Below are 26,298 nucleotides of genomic sequence, written 5' to 3' on the forward strand. Positions count from 1 at the left end.
TCGCCTTGGCCGGCCTGAGCAGAAAGACCTTCCGCCCAACCTGGACAACGGCAGTTGTGATGCGCCGCAATACGGTTACGTCGGACAAACAATGGCACAATGGCGGCCAACCTTGTTATCTTTTCCAACCAAACATACAAAGTCTGACAATTCGACGGACTGTTCTAACCACTTCTTACTGAAATGTCCGCTGCTCTTCAGCGCGCTTCGCTGTTTCCCGGCATCCAGGATCTGGAGCGTGCCGACATTGCCCCGGTGACGCTGCGTCAGCTCATGGCCGAGGCAGTGCGGGGCGGTCACGATCCCGCGGCGCTGTGCGACGGCGCGGGCTTCCAGCCGGAGGACCTGTACGACGCCGACTACCGGGTCTCGCGCGGCCAATGCGCGCATGTCATCCGGCGGGCGCTGCGGCTGCTGGGACGCCCTGCCCTGGGCCTGGAATTGGGCGCGGCGGTCAATCCGGCATCGTGGGGCCTGGTCAGCCTGGGCTTCATGACCTGCCGGCATTCACGTGAGTTGCTGGATTTTGTCGTCGAACACCAGCACGAATGCGGACGCCTGCTGGCCATGCATGGCGAGGACCATCCCCAGACCTGGTGCCTGGGGGGACGCGCCCAGCTGCACGATCGCGTGGTCGACGGCTTCGTGGTGGACCACATCTTCGCGGCGCTGGTGCAGATCTGCCGCCATGTGGTGGGCGATCTGTTCAACCCCCGCCTGGTCGAACTGGCCTGCGAACGGCCGTCTTATGGCGCCGCCTACGAGCATGTGTTCCGCTGTCCCGTGCGTTTCGGGGCGGCGCAGAATCGCCTGCATTTCCCGCGCGAACCTTATGCCGTGCGCAGCGCCGATGCCGTGGTGCTGGCGCAAGTGCGGCGCGACCTGGCCGCCCAGCCCGAGCGGCGGCCGGCGCCGTCGGAGCTGCACGGCCTGGTGGCGCAGGCCATCCGCCGCGATCTGGCCGCGCCCATGGCTCTGGCGGACATCGCGGCCAGCCTGCATACCAGCGAGCGGACCCTGCGGCGCCGGCTGGAGGAACAAGGGCTTACCTATGCGGGACTGCTGGAAGAAGAAAGACGCGCCCGGGCGCTGACGCTGCTGACGCAATCGTCGCGCAACGTGCAGCAGATCGCCGCGCAATGCGGCTACGCCAATGCGCGCACCCTGCAACGCGCGGTGCAGCGCTGGACCGGCCATTCGCCCACGGGTTTGCGCCGGCGCAGCCAGGCGGAAAGCTGAGGCGGCCGCATCTGGCCGGGCGTACCAGGCCGGCCGCGGCTAGGGGCCACACCTAGGGGCCGCACCTAGGGGCCGCACCTAGCCGGCCGCACCTGCCTACGGCGTGCCGGACCGGGTCGCGGCGCGCCAGGCGGCCGGGGTCTGGCCGACGTGCTGCTTGAACGCGCGCTGGAAGGCCGCTTCTGATTGATAACCGACCGCTTCCGCCACGGCGCCTGTGGACATCGTGGTCCGCTTCAGGTGGTCCAGCGCCAAGGCCATGCGGATATCCGTCAGTAAAGCGATCGCGGGACGGCCGGTGCGCGCCTGGAAATGGCGCACGAAAGTGGCGCGGGACATATTGCAGCGCTCGGCCAGGTCCTCCAGCGTCCAGGGATGGCTGGCTTCCTGAAACATCGCGTCCAAGGCCGGCGCCAGGCGCGGTTCGCCCGCCAGCGCCAGCAAGCCGGCCGGCGCGGCCTCCGCCAGGCTGGCATGACGCAGGACCAGGGCGAACAAGGCTGCCGACAAGGCATTGAGCAAGGCGCGGCCGCCCAGGCCGACACCGTTGGCTTCGTTGCGCATCAACAGCAGCAACTCGCGCAGCCGCCGCTCGGCAACGGCGGCGGCCGACAGCCCGTCGGCGGGCGCGATCTGGTCCACCACGGCCAAAGGCCTGATCACCAGTTGCGCCGGCAGATAGTCGCGCAGCAAGCGGCCCTGGCGCGGGTGAACCAGAAAGCGCCCGCACAGCAGATCCAGGTCATCGGCACCTGCCGGGGTGCCCGCGGCAGTGCGGGGGCCGGCGGATGCCTTGCCAACCGTCTGCTTGATCACCAAAGGACCCGCGGCGTGTGACCGTATCGTCCGGCTCCGCGCGCCGCTGCCATCATGCAAGGTGTGGCCCGCCCCCTGGGGAAACAACAGCACGTCCCCGGCCTGCAACCGCAGGGGCGCCGCGTCACCCTGATCCAGAATGGCGGTACCGCTCAACAGCACGTGATAGGGAATTTCTCCGGCGCCGGCCTGTGCCTGGTCGATCCGCCACGGCGCGCCGAAGTGGCAACGCACGTCGACCTGTCCGCTGACCGGCGTCACGTCCAGCAGATGGCTCAACCAATCCATGCCGGATCCCCTCCTGAGTGCCATGCGTTTTTCATGTGAGCCGTATGAGCATGTTTATGAGTTGCCGCGACATTACCAAGCCTGGCCCCGCTCCGTAAAGTGGAGACATGCCATCACCGATGGCGCTGATCACCACTCAACCAAGGAGTCACACCATGTCCCGTCTGCCCACCCTCGCATTCGATGAAGCCACCGGCGCCACCGCCGACATCTACGCCAAGCTGAAAAAGTCCGTCGGCCGCGTCCCCAACGCCTACGCCACTCTCGCCACCCATGATCCCGCCGCGCTGGCCGCGATGCTGCAGGCCGATGCGGCGCTGTCCGCCGGCACGCTGAGCCGTCAGGACCAGGAAACCGTGAAGCTGGTGATCAGCGAAGCCGCCGGCTGCGACTATTGCGTGGCCGCCCACACCATGGTCGGCAAGTTCGCAGGCCTGAGCCCGGAAGCGATGCGCGCGGCGCGAGCAGGCGCGCCCACCGGCGATGCCAAGCGCGATGCCTTGGTGCGCTTCGTGCGCCACATCGCCTTGCATCCCGGTACGGTCAGCGATGACGAATACCAAGCCATCGTCGCCGCCGGCTATGACGCTCGGCAACTGGTCGACATCGCCTTGGCGGTGGCTGTGATCACCTTCACCAACGTCTTCAATCGCATCAACGATACGGAGGTGGATTTCCCCGCCGTGGCGTGAACCGCAACGTGGACCTTAAGGCGAAGACAGGCGGCCGGCTGGGAGCGGCCAGACCGTCACGCTTCGCCCAGGATGCGCGCGGCGGCCCGCACGCCCCACCAGGAAGCTTCCTCGAAGACCGAATAACCCGACAGGTCCGCGTGCGCGAACAGCACGCGGCCGTCGACGGCGCGCAGGGCCGCCAGACCAGGATTGCTCAGGTATCCGGGCGCCGGCGTCGCCATGGCATGCCCACGCACGGTGATATCCAGGCTGCGGGCCTGGCGCCAGAAAGTGTCGTCATAGGCCGCCAGCAAATCGACGGCGACCTGATCGCGCAGTTCACGCGGGTCGGCCTGGGCCAGCCAGCGCCGGGCCTGTTCAGGCGTGTCGGTGCTGACCGCCTGATACGCGGTAAACACCGTGCGCGGCGGCGGCGCCACCCGGATCAGTTGATGGGTAGACACGACATAACCCAGGCCCGGCCTGTCGCGGCCCGGCCTATCGCGGCCCGGCCTGTCGCGACCCGACCCGTCATACACCACGTTGTCCCAGGCCAGCGGCGCTCCCGCCAATTCGGGCGGAAAACCGTCCAGGGTGAAATTCGACACCAGCCAGGGCGCATGCGGCGATTGATGCACGGCATGGTCATACCCATAACCCGCCATGCCACGCACTACATGGGCCGCGACGAACAAGGGCATGGCGCAGACCACCCGATCGGCACGCAGGGTGCGCGTGACCGGTGCCGCGCCCGCCGCGCCGAAGCTGTCCGCCACCAGGACGTTCACCTCATGCCCCTGTTCCTCCACGCGCATGGCGGTGCCCGACAGCAGCCAGCGCTCATGCCCCAGATGGCGGGTGATGGAGGCCTGCAGATACGCCACCATGCGCGCCAGCCCGTTGGGCCACGTCAACACGGCGCCATCCGGCGCGTTACTGGCGTGGCCGTCGCGCGAACAGAAATAGTGCAGCCCGGCCCACGCCGAGACGCGATCATGCGGCGCGCCGTAGTCGTCCCGGCAGCAATAGTCCAGATACCAATGCAGGGCGGGCGAGACATAGCCATGATCCAGCAGCCATTGCTTGAAGGTCAGGCGATCCAGCGCGCGCCACTCGGCATCCTGCGACGACAGCGCGATGGGAATGCAGAACAACTTGCGGCCATCCTTGCCCACGGCGTCGCGCAGGCCGTCGACATAACGGAAGAAGGCGTCGTGCTGGGCCTGTTCCGCCGGCGTGGCGCCGGGCGGCACCAGCGCGTCCTGCCAGTGGCCATCGATCAGCAGGCGTTCATCCAGGCCATGCACGATGGCCGCTTCATCCAGATAGGGACGTTCCGTCTGCGCGCCGTCAAGGATGACGCCGAATTCCGCCAGCATTTCGCGCACATGCGTGCTGGCCCGCGACGGCAGGGGCAGGTAATGCGCGCCGCGCGGATAGGCCAGGTCGCCCTCGCCCCCGCCCGACGCATTGCCGCCGAACTCGGGCCCCGCCAGCACGACAAAGTCGCGATGGCCACGGCGCGCCAGCTGCCAGGCGCAGGACAGGCCCGCCACGCCGGCGCCCAGGATGGCCACGCCGGCGCGCTGTTCACCCGTCGGCGCCGGCAATACCCCGGCGTCGCGCAGCCAATGCCCCTCGCGCATGCCCGGATAGGCAACGGTGGGCGTGGTTTCCCGGATCGCCAGGCGGGCCGCGGTGCCCAGCGCCGCCGCGCCCACCGCCGTGCCGAGCAGGAAGGTACGGCGCCGCATCAGCGGATGACCTTGCGCCAGTCTTCGTCGAAGTAACGCACCAGCGACTGTTCGTTCAGACGGTTAGGCGGCATGTCCAGGGTCGGCATGTCGACCGGGAAGTGGAACAGCTCCTTCGTGGTGGGCCCGTCCAGATAGCGCGTGGGCACGGACACGCGTTCCGGCACCGTGTAGTCGGCGCGCTTGCTGGTAAGGATGAAACCCCAGTCGCCGAAGGACGGCACGTAGCAGTGGTAGGGCCACGTATGCAGGCCGGCTTCCTTCAACGTGGAATTGATGCTCCAGTAGGAATGCGGCGCGAAGTACGGCGATGTCGATTGCACCACCATATAGCCCTTCTCCGACAGATGGCGTGCCATCAAGCGGAAGATGGGCGTGGAGTACAGGCGGCCCAGGCCGAAGTTGGTGGGATCGGGAAAGTCCACCACGATGAAGTCATAGACGTTGGTGTTCGACTCCAGCCATGCGCCGGCGTCGGCATTGATCACCGTCACGCGGGGATCCTTCAACGACCCCTGGTTCAATTCGACCAGGGGCGCCGACGTGGAGAACAAGCGCGTCATCTCCGGATCCAGGTCGACCAGCGTGATGTGCTCGATGTTCTTGTGCTTGAGGATCTCGCGCACCGCCAGGCCATCGCCGCCGCCCAGCACCAGGACATTGCGCGCCCAGGGCACGGCGTCCAGGCCAGGATGCACCAGAGCTTCGTGATAGCGATGCTCGTCGCGCGAGGAAAACTGCAGGTTGCCGTTGATGTGCAGGCGCAGGTCGTCATGCCAGCGCGTCACCACCAGGCGCTGATAGCGCGTGGTCTCGGCGTGGATGACCTGGTCGCCATACAGGCCGCGCTCGGCCCAGCCCGTCATCTGCCCCGACAAGGCGAAGCCCACCGCCAGCAGGCCGATCACCAGGGACGCGCGCCATACTTTGTCCTTGGGCCTGGTCAGGTGCTCGCGGAACAACCAGGCCGTCCACAAGGACACGCTGGCATTGAGGATGCCGAAGAGGAATCCCGTGCGCAGCAATCCCAGATAAGGCGCCAGCAGCAACGGAAACACCAGCGACACCGCCAGCGCGCCCAGATAGTCGAAGGCCAGCACCTTGCTGACCAACTCACGGAATTCAGTGCGTTGGCGGTTGAAGATGCGCATCACCAGCGGGATCTCCATGCCCACCAGCAGGCCGATCACGAACACGCATACATATAGCGCGGTGCGAAAAGGCGCCGCGACCCACGCGAAGACCAGGAACAACACCGCGGCCGACACGCCGCCGACCAGGCCCACCAGCAACTCGACTTCGATGAAGCGGTCGAGCACGCGATCATCCGGCACATAGCGCGAGAACCAGGACCCCACGCCCATGGCGAATAGGTAACAACCAATTACCGTGGAGAACTGCAGAATGGAGTCGCCCAGGAGATAACTCGCGAGCGCGCTTCCTATAAGTTCATAGCCTAGGCCACATGATGCAACAATCAATACAGAAAGTATCAGCGCGCGATCACGCATGGGTGCTTCCGGAAGGCGAAAATTGCTGGCAGTATATCGGACCGCCCCCGCGAACCGTCCCTCATTACATAAACAAAGGCACCCCATGCTTACGACGCCGGCCTACGCCTATTTGATTTACATGGTGTCCGCTCTGGTGATGCTTGGCCTTTTCGCCGTCATCTACTCCAGGATCACGGCCTTCGATGAGATGGCCCTGATCCGTGCCGGCAATGCCGCGGCCACCTTGTCTTATTGCGGCGCGCTGGTCGGCTTCAGCCTGACCCTGTATTCCAGCATCGCCACGCATGCCAGCTATGAAATGTTCCTGGCCTGGGCCGCCGGCGCGATGGTCATGCAGGTCGTCGCCTATTCCATCGCTGCCCGCGTCATACGCGGGATGAACCAGGCCATCCACGACAACAACGTCGCGATGGGGGGCCTGATGGGCGGGCTTTCACTTTCGGTGGGCATCATCAACGCCGCCTGCCTTACCTGACGCGAGCAGCACAACCCCGCAGCACCGCAGCACTGCCGCAACACACCGCACTGAATACCGCGCCAGCACCGCGCTGACACCAACGCCACAGCAACGATACGGGAGCCGCCATGAGCCTCGGTTCATTCATTCGCAAGCAGTTTATCGACATCCTCCAGTGGAACGAGGATACCGATGGCGTCCTCGCCTGGCGCCACCCCATGCAGGATTTCGAAATCCAGTACGGCGCCAGCCTGACCGTGCGCGAATCGCAGATGGCCGTCTTCATCAATGAAGGCAAGGTCGCAGACGTGTTCGGTCCGGGCATGTACAAGCTGACCACGCAGACGCTGCCGGTCCTGACGTACCTGAAGAACTGGGACAAGCTGTTCGAGTCGCCCTTCAAGTCGGACGTGGTGTTCTTCAGCACCCGCCTGCAGCTGGGCCGGCGCTGGGGCACCGCGCAGCCGGTGACGATACGCGACAGCGAATTCGGCATGGTGCGCGTGCGCGCGTTCGGCATCTATTCGTATCGCATCGCCGATCCCGGCCTGTTCTATCGCGAGATCAGCGGCACGCGCGACACCTACACGGTGGACGACCTGGAAGAACAGCTGCGCAATATGGTCGTCGCGACCATGAGCAGCACCCTGGGCAGTTCTTCGGTGCCCTTCATCGACATGGCCGCCAACCAGGGGCTGATGTCGCAAAGCATTTCTACGGCGCTGGGGCCGGTGTTCGAGCGCTACGGCGTCAAGCTGGACAACTTCACGGTGGAAAACGTTTCGCTGCCGGAAGAGTTGCAGAAGGCTTTGGACACCCGTATCGCCATCGGCATGAGCGGCGATCTGAACAAGTACACGCAGTACCAGACCGCCAGCTCGATTCCTCTGGCCGCGCAGAACGAAGGCGGCATCGCCGGCGTCGGTGCTGGCCTGGCCGCGGGCGCGGCCCTGGGCCAGACCATGGCCGCGGGGCTGGGTTCGCTGACCGGGCAGGGGCAAGGCCAGGGTCAAGGGCAGGGACAAGGCGCAGCGGCAGCGGGCGCCGGTGCTGCGGCGGGTGCGGCCGCGGCCGGCGGCGGTGGCGCGGATCCCGCCCAGCGCCTGCAACAGCTCAAGGGCATGCTGGACCAGAACCTGATCACCCAGCAGGATTACGACACCGCCAAGGCGGAGATCCTCAAGCGGCTCACGGGGGGCTGACGGCAGCCCATGCAACGCATCCTGTGTCCCCAGTGTGGCGCGCCCGTCGAGTTCAAGTCCGCGGCGTCGGTCATGGCCGTGTGCGGCTCCTGCCGCAGCACGCTGCTGAAAGACGCGGAGTCGGTCAAGCGCATCGGCGAAATGGCCGAGGTGCTGGAAGATTACTCCCCGATCCAGATCACCAGCACCGGCAAGTACGAAGGCAAGCGCTTCGACGTCGTCGGGCGGCTGCAACTGCGTTACGAAGCCGGTTTCTGGAATGAGTGGTACGTGTGGTTCGAGGATGGCACGGATGGCTGGCTGTCCGATGCCTCCGGCCAGTACGCCGTCACGCGCACCCGCCCGTCCAAGGACAAGGATCCGGCGCTGCCGCCCTTCGATTCCCTGGCGCCGGGCAAGGAACTGAAGCTGGACGGCAAGATTTACTACGCCGCCGACCTGCGGCGCTGCCGGGCTGTGTCGGGCCAGGGCGAGCTGCCCTTCGCCGTGGGCGCGGACGGCTATGAAGCCGTAGTCGCGGATTTCCGCGCGCTGGACGAATTCCTGACCCTGGACTATTCGGATGCGCCCACGCCCCAGGTCTATCTGGGCAAGGCCTATTCGCTGGATGACATGCAGCGCGGGTCCTTGCGCGCGGAGCATCTGGTCGAGGAAAGCGCGGGCAACTATGTCGGCAAGATCAAGGCGCTGGACTGCCCCAGTTGCGGCGCGCCCATCTCCTTCGCCGCCGCCGTCGCCACGCAGGTGATCTGCCCGAACTGCCGCGCGCAGGTGGATTGTTCGGGCGAGACCGCCGAGGTCCTGGCCAAGCAGAAGAAAGTGGCGTCCATCCAGACCACGCTGTCGCTCGGCGCCAAGGCCACCATCGACAATGCGGCCTACACCTTGATCGGTCTGATGCAGTGCGAGGACCCCGATCCCGAAGAATCATCGCGGTGGATCGAATACCTGCTGTATAGCCAGCAGAAGGGTTTTCTGTGGCTGGTGGAAAGCGACGACGGGTGGGACAAGGTGCGCGTGTGCGACCGCTGGCCCTCGCCGGTGTCGGACAAGCGTTATTCCTACGAGGGCAAGCGCTACGACAAGCTGTACGACTATGACTCGGTGGTGAAACTGGCGCTGGGAGCTTTCAACTGGCGCGTGAAAGTGGGCGACGTGTCGCACATCACGGACTTCGGGCTGGGCAATGGCAAGCTGACGCGGGAGACCGCGGACGCCGAGCTGGGCTGGTCGGTGTCGGAGCGGGTGGGCGCGGCGCAGGTCGGACGCTGGTTCAACTTTCCGGAACTGGGCAAGGTCAAGGAGAAGAGTCCGGACAAGTCGAACAGCTTGTCCGGGGTCGCCATCTTCGCCTGCGTGGCCATGTTGTTCTTCAACGCAGATGAATTGGAAAACGGCCATTGGCTGTCCATGATTGTCGGCGGGGTGTTCATCTGGCTGCCTGTCTGGATCCAAAACAAGCTTCGGGATAATTGAGCCATGTGGCGCGTGCTCTACATCATCTACGCCATCGTCGTCGTCAGCGGCGTGACCATCTCGAACAGCAGCATAGGCAAGTATTCGTCTGGCGGCGGCAGCAGCTGGGGCGGCGGCTCGTCCGGGCGGTCCGGGTATTCATCGAGCGGGTCGCATAAATGAAGAAGGCTGTACCGGCGAAGGATAAGTCGCCTGGGGGCAATGCGACCGTGACGGGCGAGGTGGCCGGGGCCGGCACGACGTCGACGTCCGCGACGGGCAAAGCGTCTGGGGCCGGCGCGACGGCGGCGCCGCCGTTGGGCCGGCACGTGCTGGCTGATCTGCATGGCGTCGATCCTGCCCTGCTGCGCGACCCTGATGGCCTGCGCGACCTGCTCACCGGCGCCGCGCTGGCCGCGGGTGCGCATGTGCTCGGCGCGCACTTCCATCATTTCGGTGGCGGCGAAGGCGTCACGGGCGTGGTGCTGCTCAGCGAATCGCACATCACTGTCCACACCTGGCCCGAGCACGCCTATGCCGCGCTCGACATCTTCATGTGCGGCCGCGCCAGCCCCGAACGCGCCCTGGAGCACATCCGCGCCACCCTCGCCGCCGCCAGCGCCGACATCACCACCGTCCCCCGCAGCGCCCTCCGCCTGCCGGCATAAGGCCGCGCCCCGCGCCCGGGGGCTGCCCTGGGCCTGGGCGTGCCTGCCTATGCAGCAGGCTGTTTCGAGACGTCGATGGCGTAGCCTCCCAGCCGATGCCCGGTGCCGGCCCGACACCGGCCCGGCACCGGGGCGCGCCAACCGCGCGCGGCAAGCCCGCAACGTCGATTGCTCTGACCGTCGCAACGCCGCCGGGCCTCAGGCCGCAGCCTAATCACCTTCATAGCCCTCTCCTATGGGGCGCCAGCCCAAAAAAGCGGGCCTATAGGGCGCAGCCCCATAACCCCAACCTCTCATCTATAGGGGCGACAGCCCAAAACTATAGGGGCGACAGCCCAAAAAGCAGGGGCCTATGGAGCGCAGCCCATAACCCCACCTCTCGCCTATTTGGGCGGCAGCCCAAGAAGCGCGGCGGATGGGGCGCAGCTCCATCATTCCCCTTTCTCTCCCACAGGGGCGATAGCCCAAAAAGGGGGCGTGTGGGGCGCAGCCCCGCTATCTAATAAATCACTCGCCCCGACAGGCGCCCCCCGACCGGGGCAATCCACAATTGACGCCCCCTTTTCCAGGTAGTAAAAACATTTTCACAAATGAGAAAGGAGACCTGCATGTCCAAGACCCCCAGCTGGCTGGTCCGCGAAGCCGAAATCCCCGGCTACCACCCCGCCAATCACGTGGGCACCACCAATAAGCGCCTGATCGGCCCCGACACCGTCGGCTCCAAAGGCGTCGAAGTCCTCCTGGGCGTGATCGAAAAGAACCAGGGCGCGCTGCCCCACGCCCATCCGGGCATCGAACAGGTCTGTTATCTGCTCTCCGGCACCGCGCGCGCCGAGATGAACGGCGAAGCAGTCGACATGGTCGCCGGCGACTGCTGTTATTTCCCGCCCGAATTGCCCCACAAATTCACCGTCACCAGCGACGAGCCCGCCCGGCTGCTGGTGATCTACACCCCGCCCTACGAAGAGCGGCCGGACCGCGTGATTCGCTGACACCAGCGGCGGCGCGGCCATACTGCCGCGCCATCGCAAAGTCCGCCCAATAGCGCGCGGCGCTGCCCGTGGCAGCGCCCGGCAAGACACAATGCAGGACCCCATAAAAAACAATCCCGGAGACAATCATCATGCGTTCCCTGCCCAAGGCCAGCGTCTGGCTACGCAATAGCGTAGCCGCCGTGCTCGCCACGACCGCCCTCGCCAGCGCCCCCGCTTTCGCCAAGTACCCCGATCACCCCATCTCGGTGATCATTCCTTTCCCCGCCGGCTCCGGCACCGACGCGGTCGGCCGCATCTTCGCCCAGCAGCTGGGCGAAATCCTGGGCGGCCCCGTGGTCGTGGAAAACAAGCCGGGCGGCAACGCCACCATCGGCGCCAACTACGTGGCGCGCGCCAAGCCGGACGGCTACACCCTGTTCATCACCACCAATACCTCGCATTCGGCCGCGCCCTTCCTCAACAAGAACGTGCCCTACGATCCCGTGAAGGACTTCACGCCGATCGCGCGCGGCGGCAACCTGCCCTTCATCCTGGTGGTCAATCCCAAGCTGCCGATCAAGTCGGTGCAGGACCTGGTGGCCTATGCCAAGAAGAATCCCGGCAAGCTGACCTACGCCAGCGGCAACAGCACCGGCATCGTGGCCGGCGCCACCTTCGCCGACCGCGCCGGCATCAAGATCCTGCACGTCCCCTACAAGGGCACGCCGCAGGCCATGACCGACGTGATGAGCGGCCAGGTCGACATGATGTTCACCGACGTCGCGTCCAGCCTGGCTTTCGTGCAATCCAGCAAGCTGCGCGCGCTGGCCGTGTCCACGGCGGCACGCAGCAACGTGGTGCCCGACATCGCGTCCATGCAGGACGCGGGCATCCAGAATTTCGACATCAATTCGTGGAACGGCCTGCTCGGCCCCGCCGGCATGCCCAAGGACGTGGTGCAGCAGTTGAACGCGGCGATGAACAAGATCGTCAACGACCCCGCCACACGCAAACGTTTTGCCGACCTTGGGTTTGACGCTTTCAGCGGCACGCCCGAGGACTTCGCCGCCTTCGTGTCGCAGCAGCGCGACCTGTGGGGCAAGATGATCCAGGACGCAGGAATCGCACCGGAATGACCCCCGTATCACCCGCCGCGCGGGACACCGCCGCGCCAGCTTCATCCCCTGACGCCACGAACGGCAACGGACCGGTCACCGGCCCGCTGCATGGCGTGCGCATCCTGGACCTGAGCGCCGTCGTCATGGGCCCCTACGCCACGCAGATCCTGGCGGACCTGGGCGCGGACGTCATCAAGGTGGAACCGCCGGCGGGCGATAACATGCGGGCCGTGGGGCCCATGCGCAATCCCGGCATGGGCCATCTGTACCTGCACTTGAACCGCAATAAAAGGTCGGTCGTACTGGACCTGAAACAAGCGGCCGCGCGCGAAGCCTGCCTGAAACTGGCGGAAAGCTGCGACGCGGTGCTGTACAACATCCGGCCGCAGGCCATGCAGCGCCTGGGACTGGATTACGCCGCCTTCGCCGCGCGCAATCCGCGCATCGTGTACGCCGGCGCTTATGGCTTCGGCGAAACCGGCCCCTATGCCGGCCGCCCGGCTTATGACGACCTGATCCAGGGCCAGGCCGGCATCGCCGACCTGAACCGCCGCCAAAGCGGCGGCGACCCCCGCTATGCGCCCATCACCCTGGCGGACCGCGCCGTCGGCCTGCAAATGGCCATCGCGCTGTTGGCCGGCGTGCTGCACGCACGCAGCCACGGCCATGGCCAGAGCCTGGAAATCCCCATGTTCGAGGGCATGGCCCACATGACCCTGGGCGATCACCTGGGCGGCTGGACCTTCGACCCACCCATGGGCGAAACCGGCTACGCGCGCCTGCTGGCGCCGCATCGCAAGCCCTACGCGACCAAGGATGGCCATATCTGCCTGCTGGTCTACAACGACAAGCACTGGCGCAACTTCTTCGAAGTCGTCAACCGGCCGGAGATGAAGGACGACCCGCGTTTCGCCACGCACGGCGCACGCGCCGCGCACATCAGTGAAGTCTATGCGTGGCTGGCCGGCGTCATCGAACAACGCGATACCGAGGAGTGGCTGCGCCTGTTCGCCGAGGCCGACATCCCAGCCTCCAAGCTGTACACCATCGAAGACATGATCGACGATCCACACCTGAAAGCGGTGGACTTCGTGCGCCATGTCGACCATCCGACCGAAGGCCGCCTGCGCACCACCGCGCCGCTGGGGCGCTATGCGGGCACGCCGACGTCCTTGCGCCGCCACGCGCCGCGGCTGGGTGAGCAAAGTCTGGAGATCCTGCGCGAAGCCGGCTATTCCGACGCGGCCATCCAGGCCATGCTGGATACCCAGGCGACCCTGGACGGCCTGCCTGGCTGAGCGCGGCCGGGCCCGGCTCGGTCCGGATCGGCCGGGCGCGCCGGCCCTGCTTACCCGTGCCGCTCCAGCGCCGCGCAAGCGGCGCGGATGATGCTGGCGTAGGCAGCCTGATTGGGCTCGATGCGATAGACCGGCGCACCCACTGAAATCGCGTAGCGTTCACCCGCCAGGGTCAACGGCCACGCCACCGCGCCCACCTCGTCTATCGATTCACTCAGATTGCGGAACCAGCCGCGTTCGCGCGACAACACCAGTTCGGCCTCGATGGCATCGATATCCACCAAAGTACGTTCGTTGAAGCGCTCCAGGGGCGCGTGCGTCAGCATCTCCCGCCGCTCGTCCGCCGGCATCAGCGACAACAAGGCCTTGCCCAGTGAATTGGCATGCGCCGGCCGGAACTCGCCCGCCGCCGCGACGTAGCGGATGGTGTGCGGCGAGTCCAGCACTTCCAGGTAGACCACCCGGCGATCCGTCGACAACTTGGCGAAGACGACGGTTTCCTGGGTGGCGTCGCGCAATTCAGCGAGGCTGGGGTAAACCCGCTCCAGCACCGGATCGGCCTTGGATATCTGCTGCGCCTTGGCCAGCAGACGGCTGGTCGGGTAATAGCCGTTGCGCCGCCCTACTTCATAGAGATAGCCCAGTTCATTCAAAGTACGGATCAGCGCCAGGCAGCTGGAGACCGGCACCGCCAGCAGACGCGCCAGCTCGGACAAGGACAAAGGCCGCTTCTCGCGGGCGAAGACCTCGATGATTTCTATGACTCGTAATGCGGTCTTTACGCTCATACCTGGGCCCGGGAAATGGTCTTCGGATTGTAATGCGATCGCTTACACGCGGCTGGCGCGTCATGCGAGAGAACGGGCACGGCAAGCGCATAGGCATTCAGGACGAGGCGGCCTAACTCATCAGCCTGCTTCCGTTGAATGGCCGGCAAGCCTCATGATGCGCCACGGTAAAGACCACGACGCGAGCGAGGAACGCATCTTGCGTAGTGCCGCCGGCAAGCACCCTTCTCCCCATCCTAGGAGCGCATCATGATGGACAAGGCAATCCACGGCCTCGGGCAACGGCCCACTCTGAACCACGCCCTGACTCAAGCGGGCGCGGCCATGCTCGAGACCCATGAGCGCTTGGCCCGCGCCACCAACGTACTGGTGCACCGCATCGGCGACGACGAACACGGCAATGAAGCACTGGGCGCCGCGTCCGCGCCGGCCCGTCAACGCGCCGTGCCCGCGCACGCCAAACCGGCAACCGGTTCCGAAACCGCGAGTAAGTCTTACGAGGGCACCATCACACCGCCGCGCATCATCGACGTGCGGCCGCCCTATCGACCGCCCGTCATGCTGCGCCAGGCGAGCCTGCGCGCGCGCGAAGCCCAGCCGCCCCTGCTCAATATGGGTACGGCCACGGGATCGCAGGCCGACGAGCGCGAAAAAGCGGCGGGTTTCAGCGCCCGCTGAAAATGTCGTCCGACGGACCGCCCCTGCGGACCGCTGGTATGCCAGTGGTCCGCACGTCGCATCCATAGCGGCCGTCAGCCTGATCGTCTCAATTCTGCGAGTAATTTTTGGACGACACGGCGCGCGCCGAATGACGCCATTACAACCAGGCGAGGCCCCCCGCGGCCAGCAGGCAGACCGTCTGCAGGCCGCAGCACATCAGTTGGCGGCCGAGCAGACGCAAGGCGCCGGTCCAGCGGTCGCGCAGGCCGCGCGGGGCTGCGTCCGTGGACGGCGCACCCAGCAGCGCCAGACCCGCATCGAGCCGGTTCAGGTCCTGGTCGTCGACGGCCGGGCGCGCATATAGTTGGGCGAACAGCTGGACATCCAGCCTGACGCGCAGTGCGTAGTAACGCTGCACCATTCCAATCAGCACACTCAGCCACAAGGCGGCGGCCGGCGCATTGCGCCATCCTGCGGACCAATCCGCGTCCAGCGGCGTGCGCAGTACAGCCGCCGCCAGCAGCACGATGGCGGCGACGATCAGCAGCAAGGACATCCGGGCCGCGTGGCGTCCTTGGGCGAGCACCGCCAGCAATACCTGTCCGGTGTCCGAATGGCGCAAGGCGTTCTCATCGGGAAGTGCCTGGCGCCGTTTCATTCCGCCGCTCCCTTGGGGATCATCGAGCGCAGCGCCTGCACCCAGGCCGGCGCGACGACGATGGCGCGATGCGCGCGCAAATGTGCAAGAACACTTTCCGGATCCTCGCCCTGACGGGCGCGCCAGGCCGCTACGGCCAGCGCGCTGCGCGAGTAGCCCAGCGCGCAATGAATCAGCAGACGGCCACTGCTCGCGGGGACGCCGCCCCGCCCGCTCACGTCCCCACCGGCCTTTTGAACCGTGGCTTCCGCACGCTGGCGAGCAGCGACGATAGCCCCGGCGGCCGCGGACAGTTGCGCTTCAGTGGGAAAGACCAGATCCAGCATCGAGACCTGCGCATAATCCAGCCGCAGGGCGGCCGGCCGCGCCGGGAATTCCGCCGCAAGATCGACGACGGCGGTAAAGCCGCCACGGCGCAAATCACCCGCTGAGGGTGCCCGGCCTATCCACACGCCGGGATAGACCTCGACGTAAGGCGCCACGCGGCGTGTATAAAGCCGCGAAGAAATCCATGCCGCCAGCAGATAAGTCCCCAGGGCCCAGCGCGCCGGCCAGCGCATCCGGCCATCCTGCTTCTGGAAGACCCGCTCGCCCTGCCCCCGATACGCCAGCGCCACCATGGCCAGGGCGAACGCCGGCCAGCAAAGCAGCAACGTCACGGTCACCCAGTTCATCTGCAAGGCCACCAGCGCCAGCAGCAGAAACGCCACGCAGCCCAGCGCATAGCGCCGCGCCAGCTGCCGGTGGCGCGCCACATCGCTGTCCATCGAAGACACGTGTGACGCCTTCGGCGTCGGCGCCTGCGCATCGGGCGACGCCGCGGCGGCCGCACGCCCGAACCGCAAGGTCCACGGCGCGCCGGGCAATAGATAAAGGCAGAGAACGCCCACCGCCGCGCCTGTCCAGACATCGATGAAATGGTGCTGGTACGTCGTCAGCACGGAAACGCCGATCAGCGTGAACCAGGCGTGCATCGTCCACCGCCACGCCCCGCGCAAATGGCGCGCATAGCAGGTCCACAGGATCATCAACAGACTGATATGCAGCGAAGGCGCCTGATTGAACGGCAGGTCGAATCCCGTCAGCAGGTCGAACAACCAGCCGTTGAAACCGCTCGTCGCCGGCCGGGTATAGGAAAAGCGCAGCGGGAACACCAGGAAGCAGACCACCGACACCACCGTGGCCGCGAACAGGCGCGCGGCATGCGTCCGCAGCTCCGCGCGGCTGGTGCAGAGGAACAGCGACGCCGCATAAAACAGGTCGATGGACATATAGGGCAGGATCGTCCACGGCCAGAACGGCAGGCCCTGCTCCCAGTCGTAGACGAAGCTGCCCACATGCGGCAGCGCGCTGCTGTAGTGATTGGCGTAGCCGTAGCTCAGGAAAAAGAACGGCCCCAGGAACACCAGCCACAACACCGCCGGCCAGATCGGCCGCCGTTCAGCGGCGGCCGTCGGCGCCAGGTCAGGCAGCGCCATCTCGCACCGCCATGGATACGGTGAAGATGCCCCAGGGATCGGTCAGCTGTTCCACCTTGCGGAAACCCGCCGCCGCCACCAAGGCATCCATCTCGGCCTGCGAGCGCCGGCGCATGACCCAGGGCATGTCGGCCCGATGGCTGGTCAAGGTACGGGCGATCATCTCCAGCTGCGGATGCCAGGGCTGGTTGGTATAGAGCAGCACGGTGCCATCCGCCATCGCGCTGGCCAGACCCGCCAGGGAGGCGCGGATACCTTCGTTGCGCGGAAACAGTTCGTACAGGCCCGAGACCACCGCCAGTGTCGGCGCCGGATCGAGGGCGGCCAAGCTGGCCTGGTCGAAAGCATCGCCCTGTTCGAAAGTGGCGATATCCGCCAGGCCAAGGGACTCGATCAAACGGCCGCCCCCCTCGACATTCAGGGGGCTGTAGTCGCGCAGCAGGATGCGCTGCACCTGCGCCTTGCGCGCGGCCAACGCTTCCAGGACATAGCGGCCATGCCCCGCCGCGATGTCCACCACGCGTACCGGCGTGCCGGCCGCCGCCAGCTGGTCCACGGCGCGATTGATCAGGGTCAGCAGGCTGGCCTTGCGCACGCGGATGCCGCGCCAGCCGATGCTGTTCAGATAGGCCTTGTCGGCATGGCTGCCCAGCCATGCCAGCGGACCGCGTCCCGCCGGTTTGTCGCGGTAGACGTAATCCAGGGTGGAGCCCGAGTCGAAGCCGGTGTCCACGCCCAGGCGCATCCCTTCTGACAGCATCGCCCCCGTCTGGATACCCATGCGGCCGACGGCCCACCATGCGCGTGCGGCCATGCTGTCCGGCGGCAGTTGCAGGGCGTCGAACTCGCGCCGCGTGGGCCCTTCCTGGTCGGCCGCCAGCAGCGCGGGCTGGGCCTGGCGCAGGGCCGGCGGCGCGGCTTCGCAGCGCAGGATGAAGGCGCGCGCCGCGGCGATGGGCAGATGGCGGTCCTGCTCGCCCAGCGTGTCATGGAAGAAGCCGGGGAAGACCTGCGATTCCTTGATCGGCGAGGACAGGCGTTCCAGGAAATCGAATTGCGGCTTGTGGCGCACCACCCAGTCCGCGCCGGAGATCAGCAGTTGCGTCGGCGTGTGGATGGCCGCCGCGTCGGCGACGACGCGGTCCGCCGCCTCATAGAGGCCCAGCAAAATGTTGACCGCGATCGGCCGGGTGATCAGCGGATCCGCCATATAGGACGTGATGCGCTCGGGATCGTGCGTCAGGTACCGCGCCTTGACGTAGGAATTGACGAAGAACTTGCCGCGCACCTTCTGCATCAAGGCCAGGCCGGGGCGCGCCAGCGGCACATACAGCTTGACGTCGAAAGCGGGTGACGCCAGCACCATGCAGCGGATCGCGGGCGCGTAATCGTGTACCCATGTTGCCACCACCACCGCGCCCACGCTTTGCGCGACCACCGCGATGTCCTCGACCGCGATGCCGTAATCGCGGGAGATGTGGCGGATGAACGTGTCGACGTCCTGCACCAGCACGCCGAAGTTTTCCGCATAACCGCGCTCGCCCGGCGAACGTCCCAGCCCGCGGGCGTCCCAGGCGAACACATGGTGATCCGGCAGATTCAGTTCATCGGCCACGTGCATCATACGGCCGCCATGTTCATGGCCGCGGTGGAACAGCACGATGGCGCGTGGCCGCTCCGACAAGGCGGGTGGCGTGTCCGACGGAGCCTGAGCGAAGCCCGGTTCCCCGGTGGTCGCGACGGGGGCCCAATGGCGATAGAACAGGGCCGCGCCGTCGTGGCTGGCGAAAGTATGTTCGGTTAGGACGCGAGCGGTCATGCGTTCTCCTGGTCGACGTCGTCATGCGCATCAGCGCGCGTGGGACGGGCTTTCAGCCTGAGGCTGGCGAAACAGTCGCTGAGCGTCTGCATGAAGACGGCCTTGTCGTCGCGCCCGTCGTCACGCCAGGACAGCGCGTGGCCGACGAAGATATCGACAAAGACCGGCAAGGGGACGAAGCTGCCCTTGGGCATGGCCTTGCCCAGGCCGTGCATGTACAAGGGCACCACCGGCACATCGGGAAACCGGCGCGCCAGATGGGCGATGCCGGACTTCAAAGCCTGCATGCGGTCGGGCTCGCCGCGCGTGCCCTCGGGAAAGATGATCAGGATGCCGCCCTGCTCCAGGGCCTTGTAGCAGCCTTCCAGCGGATCCCGCCGCTCGCTGGCGCCGTTGCCGCTGCTGCTGCCATTGCCGGTTTTGGCCGGCCGCACGCCGCCACGCACCACCGGCACGATGCCGATCAGGTTGCGCGCGATCCAGGTCAGCGGGCCCCCTTTCATGAAGTAATCCGCGGCCGCGGCCGGCTGCACGTCGGGCACGCGCGCCAGCGGGAACAGGGACAGCAGGGTGCAGATGTCCAGGTGGCTGTTGTGATTGGCGGCCACGATGGCGGGTCCGCGCAAAGGCAGGCGCTCCTGGTGACGCACGTTCACGCCCAGCCACAGGCGCACCACCGGACGCGCCACCAGGGCGGCGAAGGCCATGCGCAGGAATCTTTGCCAGCGCGTCATCGTCGCGGTCCCTTCAATAGTGCAGGAAGTACAGCACGTGGAAAAACAAGGGGGCGGTATAGGTCAGCGAATCGAGACGATCCAGGATGCCGCCGTGTCCGGGCAGCATGCTGCTCGCGTCCTTGACGCCGATGTCGCGCTTGACGGCCGACATCACCACGTCGCCGATGAAGCCCGCCACGCCGATCAACAGGCCCACCAGCACCGCTTCCAATTGCGAGAAAGGCGTGAACCAGGGGGCCAGCAGCCAGGCCAGCAACGTCGTGGTCAGCACGCCGCCGATCAGGCCTTCCACCGTCTTGTTGGGGCTGACCTTGGGAATCACCTTGTGCCGGCCGATGCACTTGCCCCAGATGTATTGCGCCACGTCGTTCAACTGCGTCAACAGCAGCAGGTAGAACACATACATGCCGCCGGTCAATGGACGCGGGCCATGCAGATCCGGCAGGTTGACCAGGAAGGCGATATGACTGAGGCTGAACACCGTGGTCATCATGCCCCAATGCAGGGTGCCGGCCGACTGCAGGAAGCCGCGCGTATCCCCCACCATCACCATGCGCATGGGCAGGAACAGGAACAGGTAGACCGGGATGAAGATGATGAACATGCCGTACCAGTTCTGCCAGACCCACCAATACTGCAGGGGAATGGCCACATAGGCCCACAGCAGCACGACGTGGTCGGCGCGGCGCGTGGCCAGCAGCGACAGGTATTCCTTGAACGCCAGGAAGCTGACCAGGGCCATGAGGATGATGGCGCCCTTGGGATGCAGGCACAGCGCCAGCCCGAAGATGGCGGCGATCCACCACCAGGTGCGCACGCGCTGGCGCAACTCGGTGTAGTTCCTGGCGGGCCGGGTCCGCTTCAAGGTGATCGAGACCACGCTGGCGATGATCAGCAGCACCAGTACCCCGCCGAAAGCGTAGTAAAGGGGTAACTGGGCAGCCGGGAGAAAGTCGGAGAACCAGGCGTTCATGGCTGGGTCTCCGATGTGCTGGCCGCGCGCAGGGCCTGGCGGCCGCGGTTCCAGGTGGTCAGCACCAGCAATACATTGGCGAGGATCATGACGGCCGTGAACCAGGGCAGGTAAGGTATGTCCAGGGCCAGCAGCAGGCCGAGCACGCCGAACAGGAAAGCGCGATCGCTTTTGCCCAGGGGGCCGTCGTAGCGGCGGCCGCCACCCACGGTCTGGCCCAGCACGCCCACCATTTCGCTGAGGGCGGACAGCAGCACCAGGGTCACGACCCAGCCGCCGTTGATGCCTGGCAGCAGGGCGAAGGGCAGATAAAGCGCGGCGTCGGAGACCACGTCGCCGGCTTCGTTCAGCAAGGCGCCAAGGGCGCTTTGCATGTGATAGCGCCGGGCCAGCATGCCGTCGATGGCATTCAATGCCATACGGATGAACAGGAAAATGGGCAGGGCCAGCCAGAACAGGCCTACCGGTGCACCCCCGCCAGCCTGTATTGCCAGCAGCACGGCCAGCGTGGCGCCCAGCGCCACGGAACATACCGCCGCCACGAGCGTGACCTGGTTCGCCGTCACACCGGCGCCATACAGTTTGCGTGTGGGCCAGTCCAGGAGTTGCTGGAACTTGGGCTTCAAATCGTAAATGCTGGCCATGCACTCCCCCCGGAGCGTGCTGGAATGCGGCGATTCTATCCTGGCGCTCGTCATGCGTCCCTATAAAGCGCTTACGCATGACCAGAAATATGTAAGCAATTTATTAGCGGAGAGTGTCTTCATTACGGAGAGAGGGTTTTTTATTTTGGGGACTCCGCCCCCAAAGCCCCCGTACCGCGGGCGTGCCTGCCCGGCCCGGCGGGCGACTCTCGGGGGGCCTTGGGGGCGGAGCCCCCAAAGAGGAAAGCTCTGTATGGAAATGGAGACGATTCCGCCCCCCACTGGCCCAGTGGCCGAAAAAAACGCCCCCCACGCCTACACTCGCAACGCATAGACGTTATAAATACAGATTCCGAATCCTTTTCACCTAAAGAGAGCGTAGCGATATGGCACCGAAGATCTTCATCGATGGCGAACACGGCACCACGGGACTGCAAATCCGCACCCGCATGGCCGGCCGCCGTGACGTGGATCTGCTGTCCATCCCGGAAGCCGAGCGCCGCAACCCCGCCATGCGCGAGGACCTGCTGAACAGCGCCGACATCGCCATCCTGTGCCTGCCCGACGCCGCTTCGCGCGAGGCGGTCGCCATGCTCGCCGGCAACGACAAAGTCCGGATCATCGACACCTCCACCGCCTACCGCGTGGATCCCGACTGGGCCTATGGCTTCGCCGAACTGGACAAGGGCCAGGGCGCCAAGATCGCCGCCGCCCGCTACGTCTCCAATCCGGGTTGCTACCCCACCGGCGCCGTCAGCCTGATTCGTCCGCTGCGCGCCGCGGGCATCATCCCCGACGCCTATCCGGTCACCGTCAACGCGGTGTCTGGCTATACCGGCGGCGGCAAGCAGCTGATTGCCCAGATGGAAGTGCCCGATCATCCCGAGGCCATCGATTCGCCCCATTTCCTCTACGGCCTGCCGCTCAAGCACAAGCACGCGCCGGAAATGAAGATGCATGGCCTGCTGCCGCGTACCCCGATCTTCTCGCCGTCGGTCGGCAAGTTCCCGCAAGGCATGATCGTGCAGGTGCCGCTGGTCCTGGACCAACTGGCCGCCGGCGCCACGCTGGAAAGCATCCACGCCTGCCTGACGGCGCACTACGCCGGCCAGGACATCGTCACCGTCGTGCCGCTGGCCGAAAGCCAGAAGCTGGACCGGGTCAATGCCGTCGAACTGGCCGGCCAGGACACCATGAAGCTGTTCGTGTTCGGCACGCCGGGCCAGGGCCAGGTCAACCTGGTGGCCTTGCTCGACAACCTGGGCAAGGGCGCTTCCGGCGCCGCCGTGCAGAATATGGACCTGATGCTCAAGGGCTGACCGCCAGCCGCGAGCGAGCGTTCAAGAAAAGGCCCCTCAGGCCAACCCTGACGGGTTGCCCGGTCCCCCAAGGGGACGCTTTTGACTTGGGGCGGCCCGGCGTCAAAAAAAAAACCGCCCTGCTCGCGCACGGCGGTTTTTTTATGCCGGGCTTGCCCTTAAGGCCGCCAGGCTCAAACCAGAACCAGCTTCACATCCGCCTTGCGCAGATTCCGCCACTCGCGTTCGTCACCATTCTTGCGATTGCTGATCACCACGTCGATCTCGGCGGCCGGGGCGTACGTGACGCGGCTGGCGACGCCGACCTTGCTGTAATCGGCCATGATGAAAAGACGCTTGGACTGGCGCACCATCGCTTCCGCCACGGCCGCTTCGTGATGCTCGTAGTTGCTCGCGCCCTGTTCGGCGGTCAGCCCCACGGGCGACAGCACGGCGATATCGGCATGATGGCGCGCGATTTCGTTGACGGTGGCGGCGCCATAGGTCGCCTGCACATCGGCGTAGGGACGGCCGCCCAGCAGGATCACCGTGCAGGCACCGCGTCCGGGCGGGGCCGCTGACGCCAGCTTCATGGCGATCATGACGGAATTGGTGATCACGGTCAGGTCCGGCACCGCGGTCAGCACTTCGGCCAGCATGCCGGTGGTGCTGCCCGCGTCGAGAAACAAGGTCTGCCCGGGCGCCAGCAAGGGCAGCACGGCCTGGGCAATGGCGCGCTTCTCGCGCGCATGCAGGCGCTGGCGTTCGACGAAAGGCGGCTCCAGGCGTCCGCTGGTGGCAACCACGCCGCCATGCACGCGCCGCAACACGCCTTGCGCTTCCAGGGCCAGGATGTCGCGCCGAACCGTCTCGCGCGATACCGCCAGGGCCTGAGCCATCTGGTCGGTGCTCATGCGAGCGTATTCATCAAGCAGCGACTTGATCCTTAATACTCTTTCTTCTTGAAGCAAAGGTGGGTCCCCCCCTACCGCGCGGAGCGCGGCCCCCCCAGGGGGCGGCACTGGCGGACCGGAGGGAAGCCCCTCCCCCAGGCGCTACGCGCCTCCCCCTCAAGGGGGGCGGCACTGGCAGACCGGCAAAGCCGGCTCCGCTGTGCCCCCGCTTGGTTTTGAGTTCTTAAGTAAGGTTGATGGATTGATGGAAGCCCCCATTATTACGCCACGCGTTATCCGTGGGGAAGCACGGGATGCAATAAGGGGGGCCGGAGGGGGTATTCCCCCCACCACAAACCGCGCGGGCTTAGAAGTCGCCCTCTCCCATCGCCGGATCGCTGATCCCATGCTTGCCGGTTTCCACCCGGCCCGCGAAGCGGCGGGACCACGTGGGCTGGCTGGGGCAGGTCACGACGAAGTCGTACCAGGCGCTGCTGTCGCTCAGGTCCCAATGGATGTCCTGGCTGGCACCAGCGGCAACGGTCGCGTTCCAGGGACCATCGCTGCGATAGGCCTTGGCCCGCACGTTGAAGGTGGCCGTTCCCGCACCCCGGTTCATCAGGGTCAGGTAGACGTTGCCGTTGGCGACGTCATAGCAAACCCGCACCTCCGGAACCGGCACCGACGTGTCGCGCTCGACGCTCAGGTCACCGACAAACGCACGGTGGTAGCCGTTCGGGCCCAACACCCACAGATCGTAGGCGCCGCCGTTATCCGACCAGACGTTCCAGGTGTCGTCCAGCTGCTTGCCCGCTTCCACCACGTAACGCTGCGGAATGCGGTCCAGGTGCAGGCGGTCGTACACATGGAAGACGGCGGCCTGGGTGCCCGTGTTGGCGAAGATCAATTGCACGGTACCCGCCGTCGCGTCGGTACGGGCGCTGGTATGCAGCTCGTAAGGCAAGGCGCGCGAGGGACGCGTGCCCAGGACCTGGTTCGGCAGCTTCTGCGGGCTGGGCAAGGCGACGGCGGCCAAGGCTTCCTGCGCCGTGCGCAAGGTATCGGCTTCCGTCTGCGTCTTGCGGCCGGCCAGCGTCTGCAGGGCTTCGTCATTGGGCGTGGCGAAGTTGAAGGCCGTGGTCAGATCGCCGAACACCGCGCGGCGATACGGGCTGATATTGGTTTCGGCGATGCCGAAGCGCGCTTCCAGGAAACGCAGCACGGAGGTGTGGTCGAACTGCTGCGAGTTGACCCAGCCGCCGCGGCTCCACGGCGAAATCACCCACATGGGCACGCGCGGACCGGGGCCGTAGCAATCGGCGTCCTGCGCGGGCATGCTGGTGCCCGCCACGGTGGGATGCGTGTAGTACTCATAGGACATGTCGGCCGTGCTCAGCGTCGACTTGCCATGGGACGTGCCGGTGCCCAGTTCGATCGACGGCGCGCAAGGCGGCGGCACATGGTCGAAGAAGCCGTCGTTCTCGTCGAAGTTGATCAACAGCACGGTCTTCGACCACACATCCGGATTGGCGGTAAGCGCGTCCAGCACTTCCTGCACGTACCACGCGCCCTGCACCGGGCTCGACGGGCCAGGATGCTCCGAATAGGTTTCCGGCGCCATGATCCAAGACACCTGCGGCAGCTTGCCGTCCAGGATGTCCTGCTTGAACGTGCCCAGCAGGCCACCGTCGGGCATGGTGTTGGCAATGCCCTTGTACAGCGGATTCCCGGCGTTGTCGGTCGACGGGTCATACGCGGGGCTGGTCCCGGCGGCCTGGTCGTGATAGACCGGCTTGCCCGACGCCAGGTTGGCGTTGCGGTAGTTCTTGAACCCGAACAGGGGGTTGTCGGTAAAGTTGTCCGGCATGTTCTGGTAGACGATCCACGACACACCGGCGGCTTCCAGCCGTTCCGGATAGGTGGTCCAGTCGAAACCGTTGACCAGCGAGTCGGTGCTGTTCAGGCCGTCGAACACGTTGTTCACCACCACCTCGCCCGTGGCCGTGGCGCCATTGGTACCGGTCATGTGGAACATGCGGTTGGTGTTGGTGCCGCCGTGCAGCGAGCAGAAATAGCCGTCACAGACCGTGAAGGCATTGGCCAAGGCCATCTGGAAAGGCACTTCCGCTTCGGCGAAATACCCCATCGACTTCTGGTTCTTGTACCTCGGCCACTGATACATGCGGCCCTTGTCCCAGGCGTCGCGCGCATCGGTCCAGCTGTGCGGCGTGCCGCCGACGCGCTGGGCGTTGCCCGCCGCCTGGTCCAGGTGATAAGGCAGCACCGGCTTGCCGCTGCTGTCGAGCTGCTGGAAGACGTTGAAGCCGCTGGGCAGGGGAATGGTGAAGCGGTCACCGAAGCCGCGCACGCCGGCCAGCGTGCCGAAATAGTTGTCGAAGGAGCGGTTCTCCTGCATCAGGATGACCACGTGCTCGACGTCCTTGATGGTGCCGGTGCGATTGTTCGCCGGAATCGCCAGGGCGCGGCGGATGCTCGGCGGGAACAGGTTCAGCGCGGCGCCGGCCGCGGTCACGCCTGCGCTCTTGCGCAGGAAATCTCGTTTGGAATTGTCGATCATGTCGAATGCGATGTGTGAGAGCGTGAACGGGATCAGGGCGCGCAGTGCAACACCGGGTCGGGTGTCGTCGGGCTGCCGGGCTCGGAGGGATTGTTCGGATTGCTGGGATTGGTCGGCGTGGTGGTATCGCCGCCGCTCTTGTTGTCATCGTCGTGATCGCCGCCACAGGCACTGAGCATCAGTGCCACGGCGCACGCGGCGCACAGCGCGCGTACGACGGATGACAGGCGCGCGCCGGGCTGCCGGTCGAAAGAACTATCGGTCATGCATGGCTCCAAAGGAGGGTCGGATAATTTGCACAAAATTGCACAACTA

At 65.9% G+C, this 26,298-nt stretch carries 25 protein-coding genes; 12 read left to right on the top strand and 13 right to left on the bottom strand.

Translation table 11 applies throughout. The annotated features are described in order from the left end of the window. Positions 1-183 precede the first annotated feature (183 nt). The gene (locus ASB57_RS19435) at positions 184-1,239 is read left to right on the top strand and encodes an AraC family transcriptional regulator (protein ID WP_057653710.1); all 1,056 of its coding nucleotides are present in this window, start codon (positions 184-186) and stop codon (positions 1,237-1,239) included. Positions 1,240-1,335: 96 nt separating this feature from the next. On the opposite strand, the gene ASB57_RS19440 is transcribed toward ASB57_RS19435, so the two are convergent. Continuing rightward, positions 1,336-2,343, bottom strand: coding sequence for an AraC family transcriptional regulator (locus tag ASB57_RS19440; protein WP_231755192.1), 1,008 nt, complete (start codon positions 2,341-2,343; stop codon positions 1,336-1,338). A gap of 155 nt (positions 2,344-2,498) precedes the next feature. Between ASB57_RS19440 and ASB57_RS19445 the strand changes: the two genes are divergently transcribed. Next, complete coding sequence (locus ASB57_RS19445) at positions 2,499-3,035, top strand: carboxymuconolactone decarboxylase family protein (RefSeq protein ID WP_057653712.1); 537 nt, start codon at positions 2,499-2,501, stop codon at positions 3,033-3,035. Positions 3,036-3,091: 56 nt separating this feature from the next. On the opposite strand, the gene ASB57_RS19450 is transcribed toward ASB57_RS19445, so the two are convergent. Together ASB57_RS19450 and ASB57_RS19455 are read right to left on the bottom strand one after the other, a co-directional pair. Next, positions 3,092-4,771 carry an NAD(P)/FAD-dependent oxidoreductase gene (locus tag ASB57_RS19450; protein WP_057653713.1) on the bottom strand — a complete coding sequence of 560 codons (1,680 nt, stop codon included), beginning with the start codon at positions 4,769-4,771 and terminating at the stop codon, positions 3,092-3,094. Next, entirely contained in the window at positions 4,771-6,282 is a 1,512-nt protein-coding gene (locus ASB57_RS19455) for a polyamine aminopropyltransferase (protein WP_057653714.1), read from the bottom strand. Before ASB57_RS19455 ends, ASB57_RS19450 begins: the two co-directional genes overlap by 1 nt. An 85-nt stretch (positions 6,283-6,367) precedes the next feature. On the opposite strand from ASB57_RS19455, the gene ASB57_RS19460 reads away from it, so the two are divergent. The 8 genes from ASB57_RS19460 to ASB57_RS19490 all read left to right on the top strand — a co-directional run bounded on the left by ASB57_RS19460 (position 6,368) and on the right by ASB57_RS19490 (position 13,457). Further along, positions 6,368-6,760 carry a DUF350 domain-containing protein gene (locus ASB57_RS19460; protein WP_057653715.1) on the top strand — a complete coding sequence of 131 codons (393 nt, stop codon included), beginning with the start codon at positions 6,368-6,370 and terminating at the stop codon, positions 6,758-6,760. A 110-nt stretch (positions 6,761-6,870) separates the two neighbouring features. Further along, positions 6,871-7,944 (top strand): SPFH domain-containing protein, encoded by a 1,074-nt coding sequence (locus tag ASB57_RS19465; RefSeq protein WP_057653716.1) that lies wholly within the window; start codon positions 6,871-6,873, stop codon positions 7,942-7,944. Positions 7,945-7,953: 9 nt separating this feature from the next. Next, entirely contained in the window at positions 7,954-9,420 is a 1,467-nt protein-coding gene (locus ASB57_RS19470) for a DUF4178 domain-containing protein (RefSeq protein WP_057653717.1), read from the top strand. A gap of 3 nt (positions 9,421-9,423) precedes the next feature. Beyond that, on the top strand, positions 9,424-9,582 hold the full coding sequence (locus ASB57_RS31380; RefSeq protein WP_197424776.1) for a hypothetical protein: 159 nt from the start codon (positions 9,424-9,426) through the stop codon (positions 9,580-9,582). Positions 9,583-9,716: 134 nt separating this feature from the next. Continuing rightward, complete coding sequence (speD, locus tag ASB57_RS19475) at positions 9,717-10,067, top strand: adenosylmethionine decarboxylase (protein ID WP_057656277.1); 351 nt, start codon at positions 9,717-9,719, stop codon at positions 10,065-10,067. A 608-nt stretch (positions 10,068-10,675) separates the two neighbouring features. Further along, positions 10,676-11,059, top strand: coding sequence for a cupin domain-containing protein (locus ASB57_RS19480; RefSeq protein ID WP_057653718.1), 384 nt, complete (start codon positions 10,676-10,678; stop codon positions 11,057-11,059). A 131-nt stretch (positions 11,060-11,190) separates the two neighbouring features. Continuing rightward, the gene (locus ASB57_RS19485; RefSeq protein ID WP_057653719.1) at positions 11,191-12,177 is read left to right on the top strand and encodes a tripartite tricarboxylate transporter substrate binding protein; all 987 of its coding nucleotides are present in this window, start codon (positions 11,191-11,193) and stop codon (positions 12,175-12,177) included. Continuing rightward, positions 12,174-13,457, top strand: a complete 1,284-nt coding sequence (locus ASB57_RS19490) for a CaiB/BaiF CoA-transferase family protein (protein WP_082621720.1) — start codon at positions 12,174-12,176, stop codon at positions 13,455-13,457. Before ASB57_RS19485 ends, ASB57_RS19490 begins: the two co-directional genes overlap by 4 nt. Positions 13,458-13,507: 50 nt before the next feature. Here the strand turns inward: ASB57_RS19490 and ASB57_RS19495 are convergent, their stop codons facing one another. Beyond that, entirely contained in the window at positions 13,508-14,245 is a 738-nt protein-coding gene (locus ASB57_RS19495; protein ID WP_057653720.1) for an IclR family transcriptional regulator, read from the bottom strand. Between the two features lie 249 nt (positions 14,246-14,494). On the opposite strand from ASB57_RS19495, the gene ASB57_RS19500 reads away from it, so the two are divergent. Then, positions 14,495-14,923 (top strand): hypothetical protein, encoded by a 429-nt coding sequence (locus ASB57_RS19500; RefSeq protein ID WP_057653721.1) that lies wholly within the window; start codon positions 14,495-14,497, stop codon positions 14,921-14,923. Between the two features lie 139 nt (positions 14,924-15,062). Here ASB57_RS19500 and ASB57_RS19505 read toward each other — a convergent pair whose 3' ends face one another. From ASB57_RS19505 to ASB57_RS19530, 6 genes are read right to left on the bottom strand one after another with little or no spacing between them, the layout of a single operon-like run. Then, on the bottom strand, positions 15,063-15,563 hold the full coding sequence (locus ASB57_RS19505) for a hypothetical protein (protein ID WP_057653722.1): 501 nt from the start codon (positions 15,561-15,563) through the stop codon (positions 15,063-15,065). Further along, positions 15,560-17,041, bottom strand: coding sequence for a phosphatase PAP2/dual specificity phosphatase family protein (locus ASB57_RS19510; RefSeq protein WP_082621721.1), 1,482 nt, complete (start codon positions 17,039-17,041; stop codon positions 15,560-15,562). The genes ASB57_RS19505 and ASB57_RS19510 overlap by 4 nt, the downstream gene beginning before the upstream one ends. Further along, positions 17,028-18,860, bottom strand: a complete 1,833-nt coding sequence (locus tag ASB57_RS19515) for a bifunctional alpha/beta hydrolase/class I SAM-dependent methyltransferase (RefSeq protein WP_057653723.1) — start codon at positions 18,858-18,860, stop codon at positions 17,028-17,030. The genes ASB57_RS19510 and ASB57_RS19515 overlap by 14 nt, the downstream gene beginning before the upstream one ends. After that, positions 18,857-19,594 carry a 1-acyl-sn-glycerol-3-phosphate acyltransferase gene (locus ASB57_RS19520; RefSeq protein WP_057653724.1) on the bottom strand — a complete coding sequence of 246 codons (738 nt, stop codon included), beginning with the start codon at positions 19,592-19,594 and terminating at the stop codon, positions 18,857-18,859. The genes ASB57_RS19515 and ASB57_RS19520 overlap by 4 nt, the downstream gene beginning before the upstream one ends. A 13-nt stretch (positions 19,595-19,607) precedes the next feature. After that, positions 19,608-20,570 carry a phosphatidate cytidylyltransferase gene (locus ASB57_RS19525; protein ID WP_057653725.1) on the bottom strand — a complete coding sequence of 321 codons (963 nt, stop codon included), beginning with the start codon at positions 20,568-20,570 and terminating at the stop codon, positions 19,608-19,610. Then, positions 20,567-21,214 (bottom strand): CDP-alcohol phosphatidyltransferase family protein, encoded by a 648-nt coding sequence (locus ASB57_RS19530; RefSeq protein WP_057653726.1) that lies wholly within the window; start codon positions 21,212-21,214, stop codon positions 20,567-20,569. The genes ASB57_RS19525 and ASB57_RS19530 overlap by 4 nt, the downstream gene beginning before the upstream one ends. A 386-nt stretch (positions 21,215-21,600) precedes the next feature. Between ASB57_RS19530 and argC the strand changes: the two genes are divergently transcribed. Beyond that, entirely contained in the window at positions 21,601-22,533 is a 933-nt protein-coding gene (gene argC / locus ASB57_RS19535; protein WP_057653727.1) for an N-acetyl-gamma-glutamyl-phosphate reductase, read from the top strand. Positions 22,534-22,706: 173 nt separating this feature from the next. Here the strand turns inward: argC and ASB57_RS19540 are convergent, their stop codons facing one another. The 3 genes from ASB57_RS19540 to ASB57_RS19550 form a co-directional block, all read right to left on the bottom strand. Then, a complete protein-coding gene (locus ASB57_RS19540; RefSeq protein ID WP_255361985.1) occupies positions 22,707-23,534 on the bottom strand; it encodes a DeoR/GlpR family DNA-binding transcription regulator in 828 nt (275 codons plus the stop codon). 238 nt (positions 23,535-23,772) lie between these two features. Beyond that, a complete protein-coding gene (locus tag ASB57_RS19545) occupies positions 23,773-25,983 on the bottom strand; it encodes a phosphocholine-specific phospholipase C (RefSeq protein ID WP_057653729.1) in 2,211 nt (736 codons plus the stop codon). 32 nt (positions 25,984-26,015) lie between these two features. Then, on the bottom strand, positions 26,016-26,249 hold the full coding sequence (locus ASB57_RS19550) for a hypothetical protein (protein ID WP_057653730.1): 234 nt from the start codon (positions 26,247-26,249) through the stop codon (positions 26,016-26,018). Positions 26,250-26,298: the final 49 nt, after the last annotated feature.

Origin of the sequence: Bordetella sp. N, from assembly GCF_001433395.1 — a bacterium.
Lineage (GTDB): Bacteria > Pseudomonadota > Gammaproteobacteria > Burkholderiales > Burkholderiaceae_B > Bordetella_C.

What these genes read in the sequence shown, in the direction of transcription:
- ASB57_RS19435 (WP_057653710.1), top strand. Translation starts at nt 184, where the DNA reads ATGTCCGCTGCTCTTCAGCGCGCTTCGCTGTTTCCCGGCATCCAGGAT.
- ASB57_RS19440 (WP_231755192.1), bottom strand. Translation starts at nt 2,343, where the DNA reads ATGGATTGGTTGAGCCATCTGCTGGACGTGACGCCGGTCAGCGGACAG.
- ASB57_RS19445 (WP_057653712.1), top strand. Translation starts at nt 2,499, where the DNA reads ATGTCCCGTCTGCCCACCCTCGCATTCGATGAAGCCACCGGCGCCACC.
- ASB57_RS19450 (WP_057653713.1), bottom strand. Translation starts at nt 4,771, where the DNA reads ATGCGGCGCCGTACCTTCCTGCTCGGCACGGCGGTGGGCGCGGCGGCG.
- ASB57_RS19455 (WP_057653714.1), bottom strand. Translation starts at nt 6,282, where the DNA reads ATGCGTGATCGCGCGCTGATACTTTCTGTATTGATTGTTGCATCATGT.
- ASB57_RS19460 (WP_057653715.1), top strand. Translation starts at nt 6,368, where the DNA reads ATGCTTACGACGCCGGCCTACGCCTATTTGATTTACATGGTGTCCGCT.
- ASB57_RS19465 (WP_057653716.1), top strand. Translation starts at nt 6,871, where the DNA reads ATGAGCCTCGGTTCATTCATTCGCAAGCAGTTTATCGACATCCTCCAG.
- ASB57_RS19470 (WP_057653717.1), top strand. Translation starts at nt 7,954, where the DNA reads ATGCAACGCATCCTGTGTCCCCAGTGTGGCGCGCCCGTCGAGTTCAAG.
- ASB57_RS31380 (WP_197424776.1), top strand. Translation starts at nt 9,424, where the DNA reads ATGTGGCGCGTGCTCTACATCATCTACGCCATCGTCGTCGTCAGCGGC.
- ASB57_RS19480 (WP_057653718.1), top strand. Translation starts at nt 10,676, where the DNA reads ATGTCCAAGACCCCCAGCTGGCTGGTCCGCGAAGCCGAAATCCCCGGC.
- ASB57_RS19485 (WP_057653719.1), top strand. Translation starts at nt 11,191, where the DNA reads ATGCGTTCCCTGCCCAAGGCCAGCGTCTGGCTACGCAATAGCGTAGCC.
- ASB57_RS19490 (WP_082621720.1), top strand. Translation starts at nt 12,174, where the DNA reads ATGACCCCCGTATCACCCGCCGCGCGGGACACCGCCGCGCCAGCTTCA.
- ASB57_RS19495 (WP_057653720.1), bottom strand. Translation starts at nt 14,245, where the DNA reads ATGAGCGTAAAGACCGCATTACGAGTCATAGAAATCATCGAGGTCTTC.
- ASB57_RS19500 (WP_057653721.1), top strand. Translation starts at nt 14,495, where the DNA reads ATGATGGACAAGGCAATCCACGGCCTCGGGCAACGGCCCACTCTGAAC.
- ASB57_RS19505 (WP_057653722.1), bottom strand. Translation starts at nt 15,563, where the DNA reads ATGAAACGGCGCCAGGCACTTCCCGATGAGAACGCCTTGCGCCATTCG.
- ASB57_RS19510 (WP_082621721.1), bottom strand. Translation starts at nt 17,041, where the DNA reads ATGGCGCTGCCTGACCTGGCGCCGACGGCCGCCGCTGAACGGCGGCCG.
- ASB57_RS19515 (WP_057653723.1), bottom strand. Translation starts at nt 18,860, where the DNA reads ATGACCGCTCGCGTCCTAACCGAACATACTTTCGCCAGCCACGACGGC.
- ASB57_RS19520 (WP_057653724.1), bottom strand. Translation starts at nt 19,594, where the DNA reads ATGACGCGCTGGCAAAGATTCCTGCGCATGGCCTTCGCCGCCCTGGTG.
- ASB57_RS19525 (WP_057653725.1), bottom strand. Translation starts at nt 20,570, where the DNA reads ATGAACGCCTGGTTCTCCGACTTTCTCCCGGCTGCCCAGTTACCCCTT.
- ASB57_RS19530 (WP_057653726.1), bottom strand. Translation starts at nt 21,214, where the DNA reads ATGGCCAGCATTTACGATTTGAAGCCCAAGTTCCAGCAACTCCTGGAC.
- argC (WP_057653727.1), top strand. Translation starts at nt 21,601, where the DNA reads ATGGCACCGAAGATCTTCATCGATGGCGAACACGGCACCACGGGACTG.
- ASB57_RS19545 (WP_057653729.1), bottom strand. Translation starts at nt 25,983, where the DNA reads ATGATCGACAATTCCAAACGAGATTTCCTGCGCAAGAGCGCAGGCGTG.
- ASB57_RS19550 (WP_057653730.1), bottom strand. Translation starts at nt 26,249, where the DNA reads ATGACCGATAGTTCTTTCGACCGGCAGCCCGGCGCGCGCCTGTCATCC.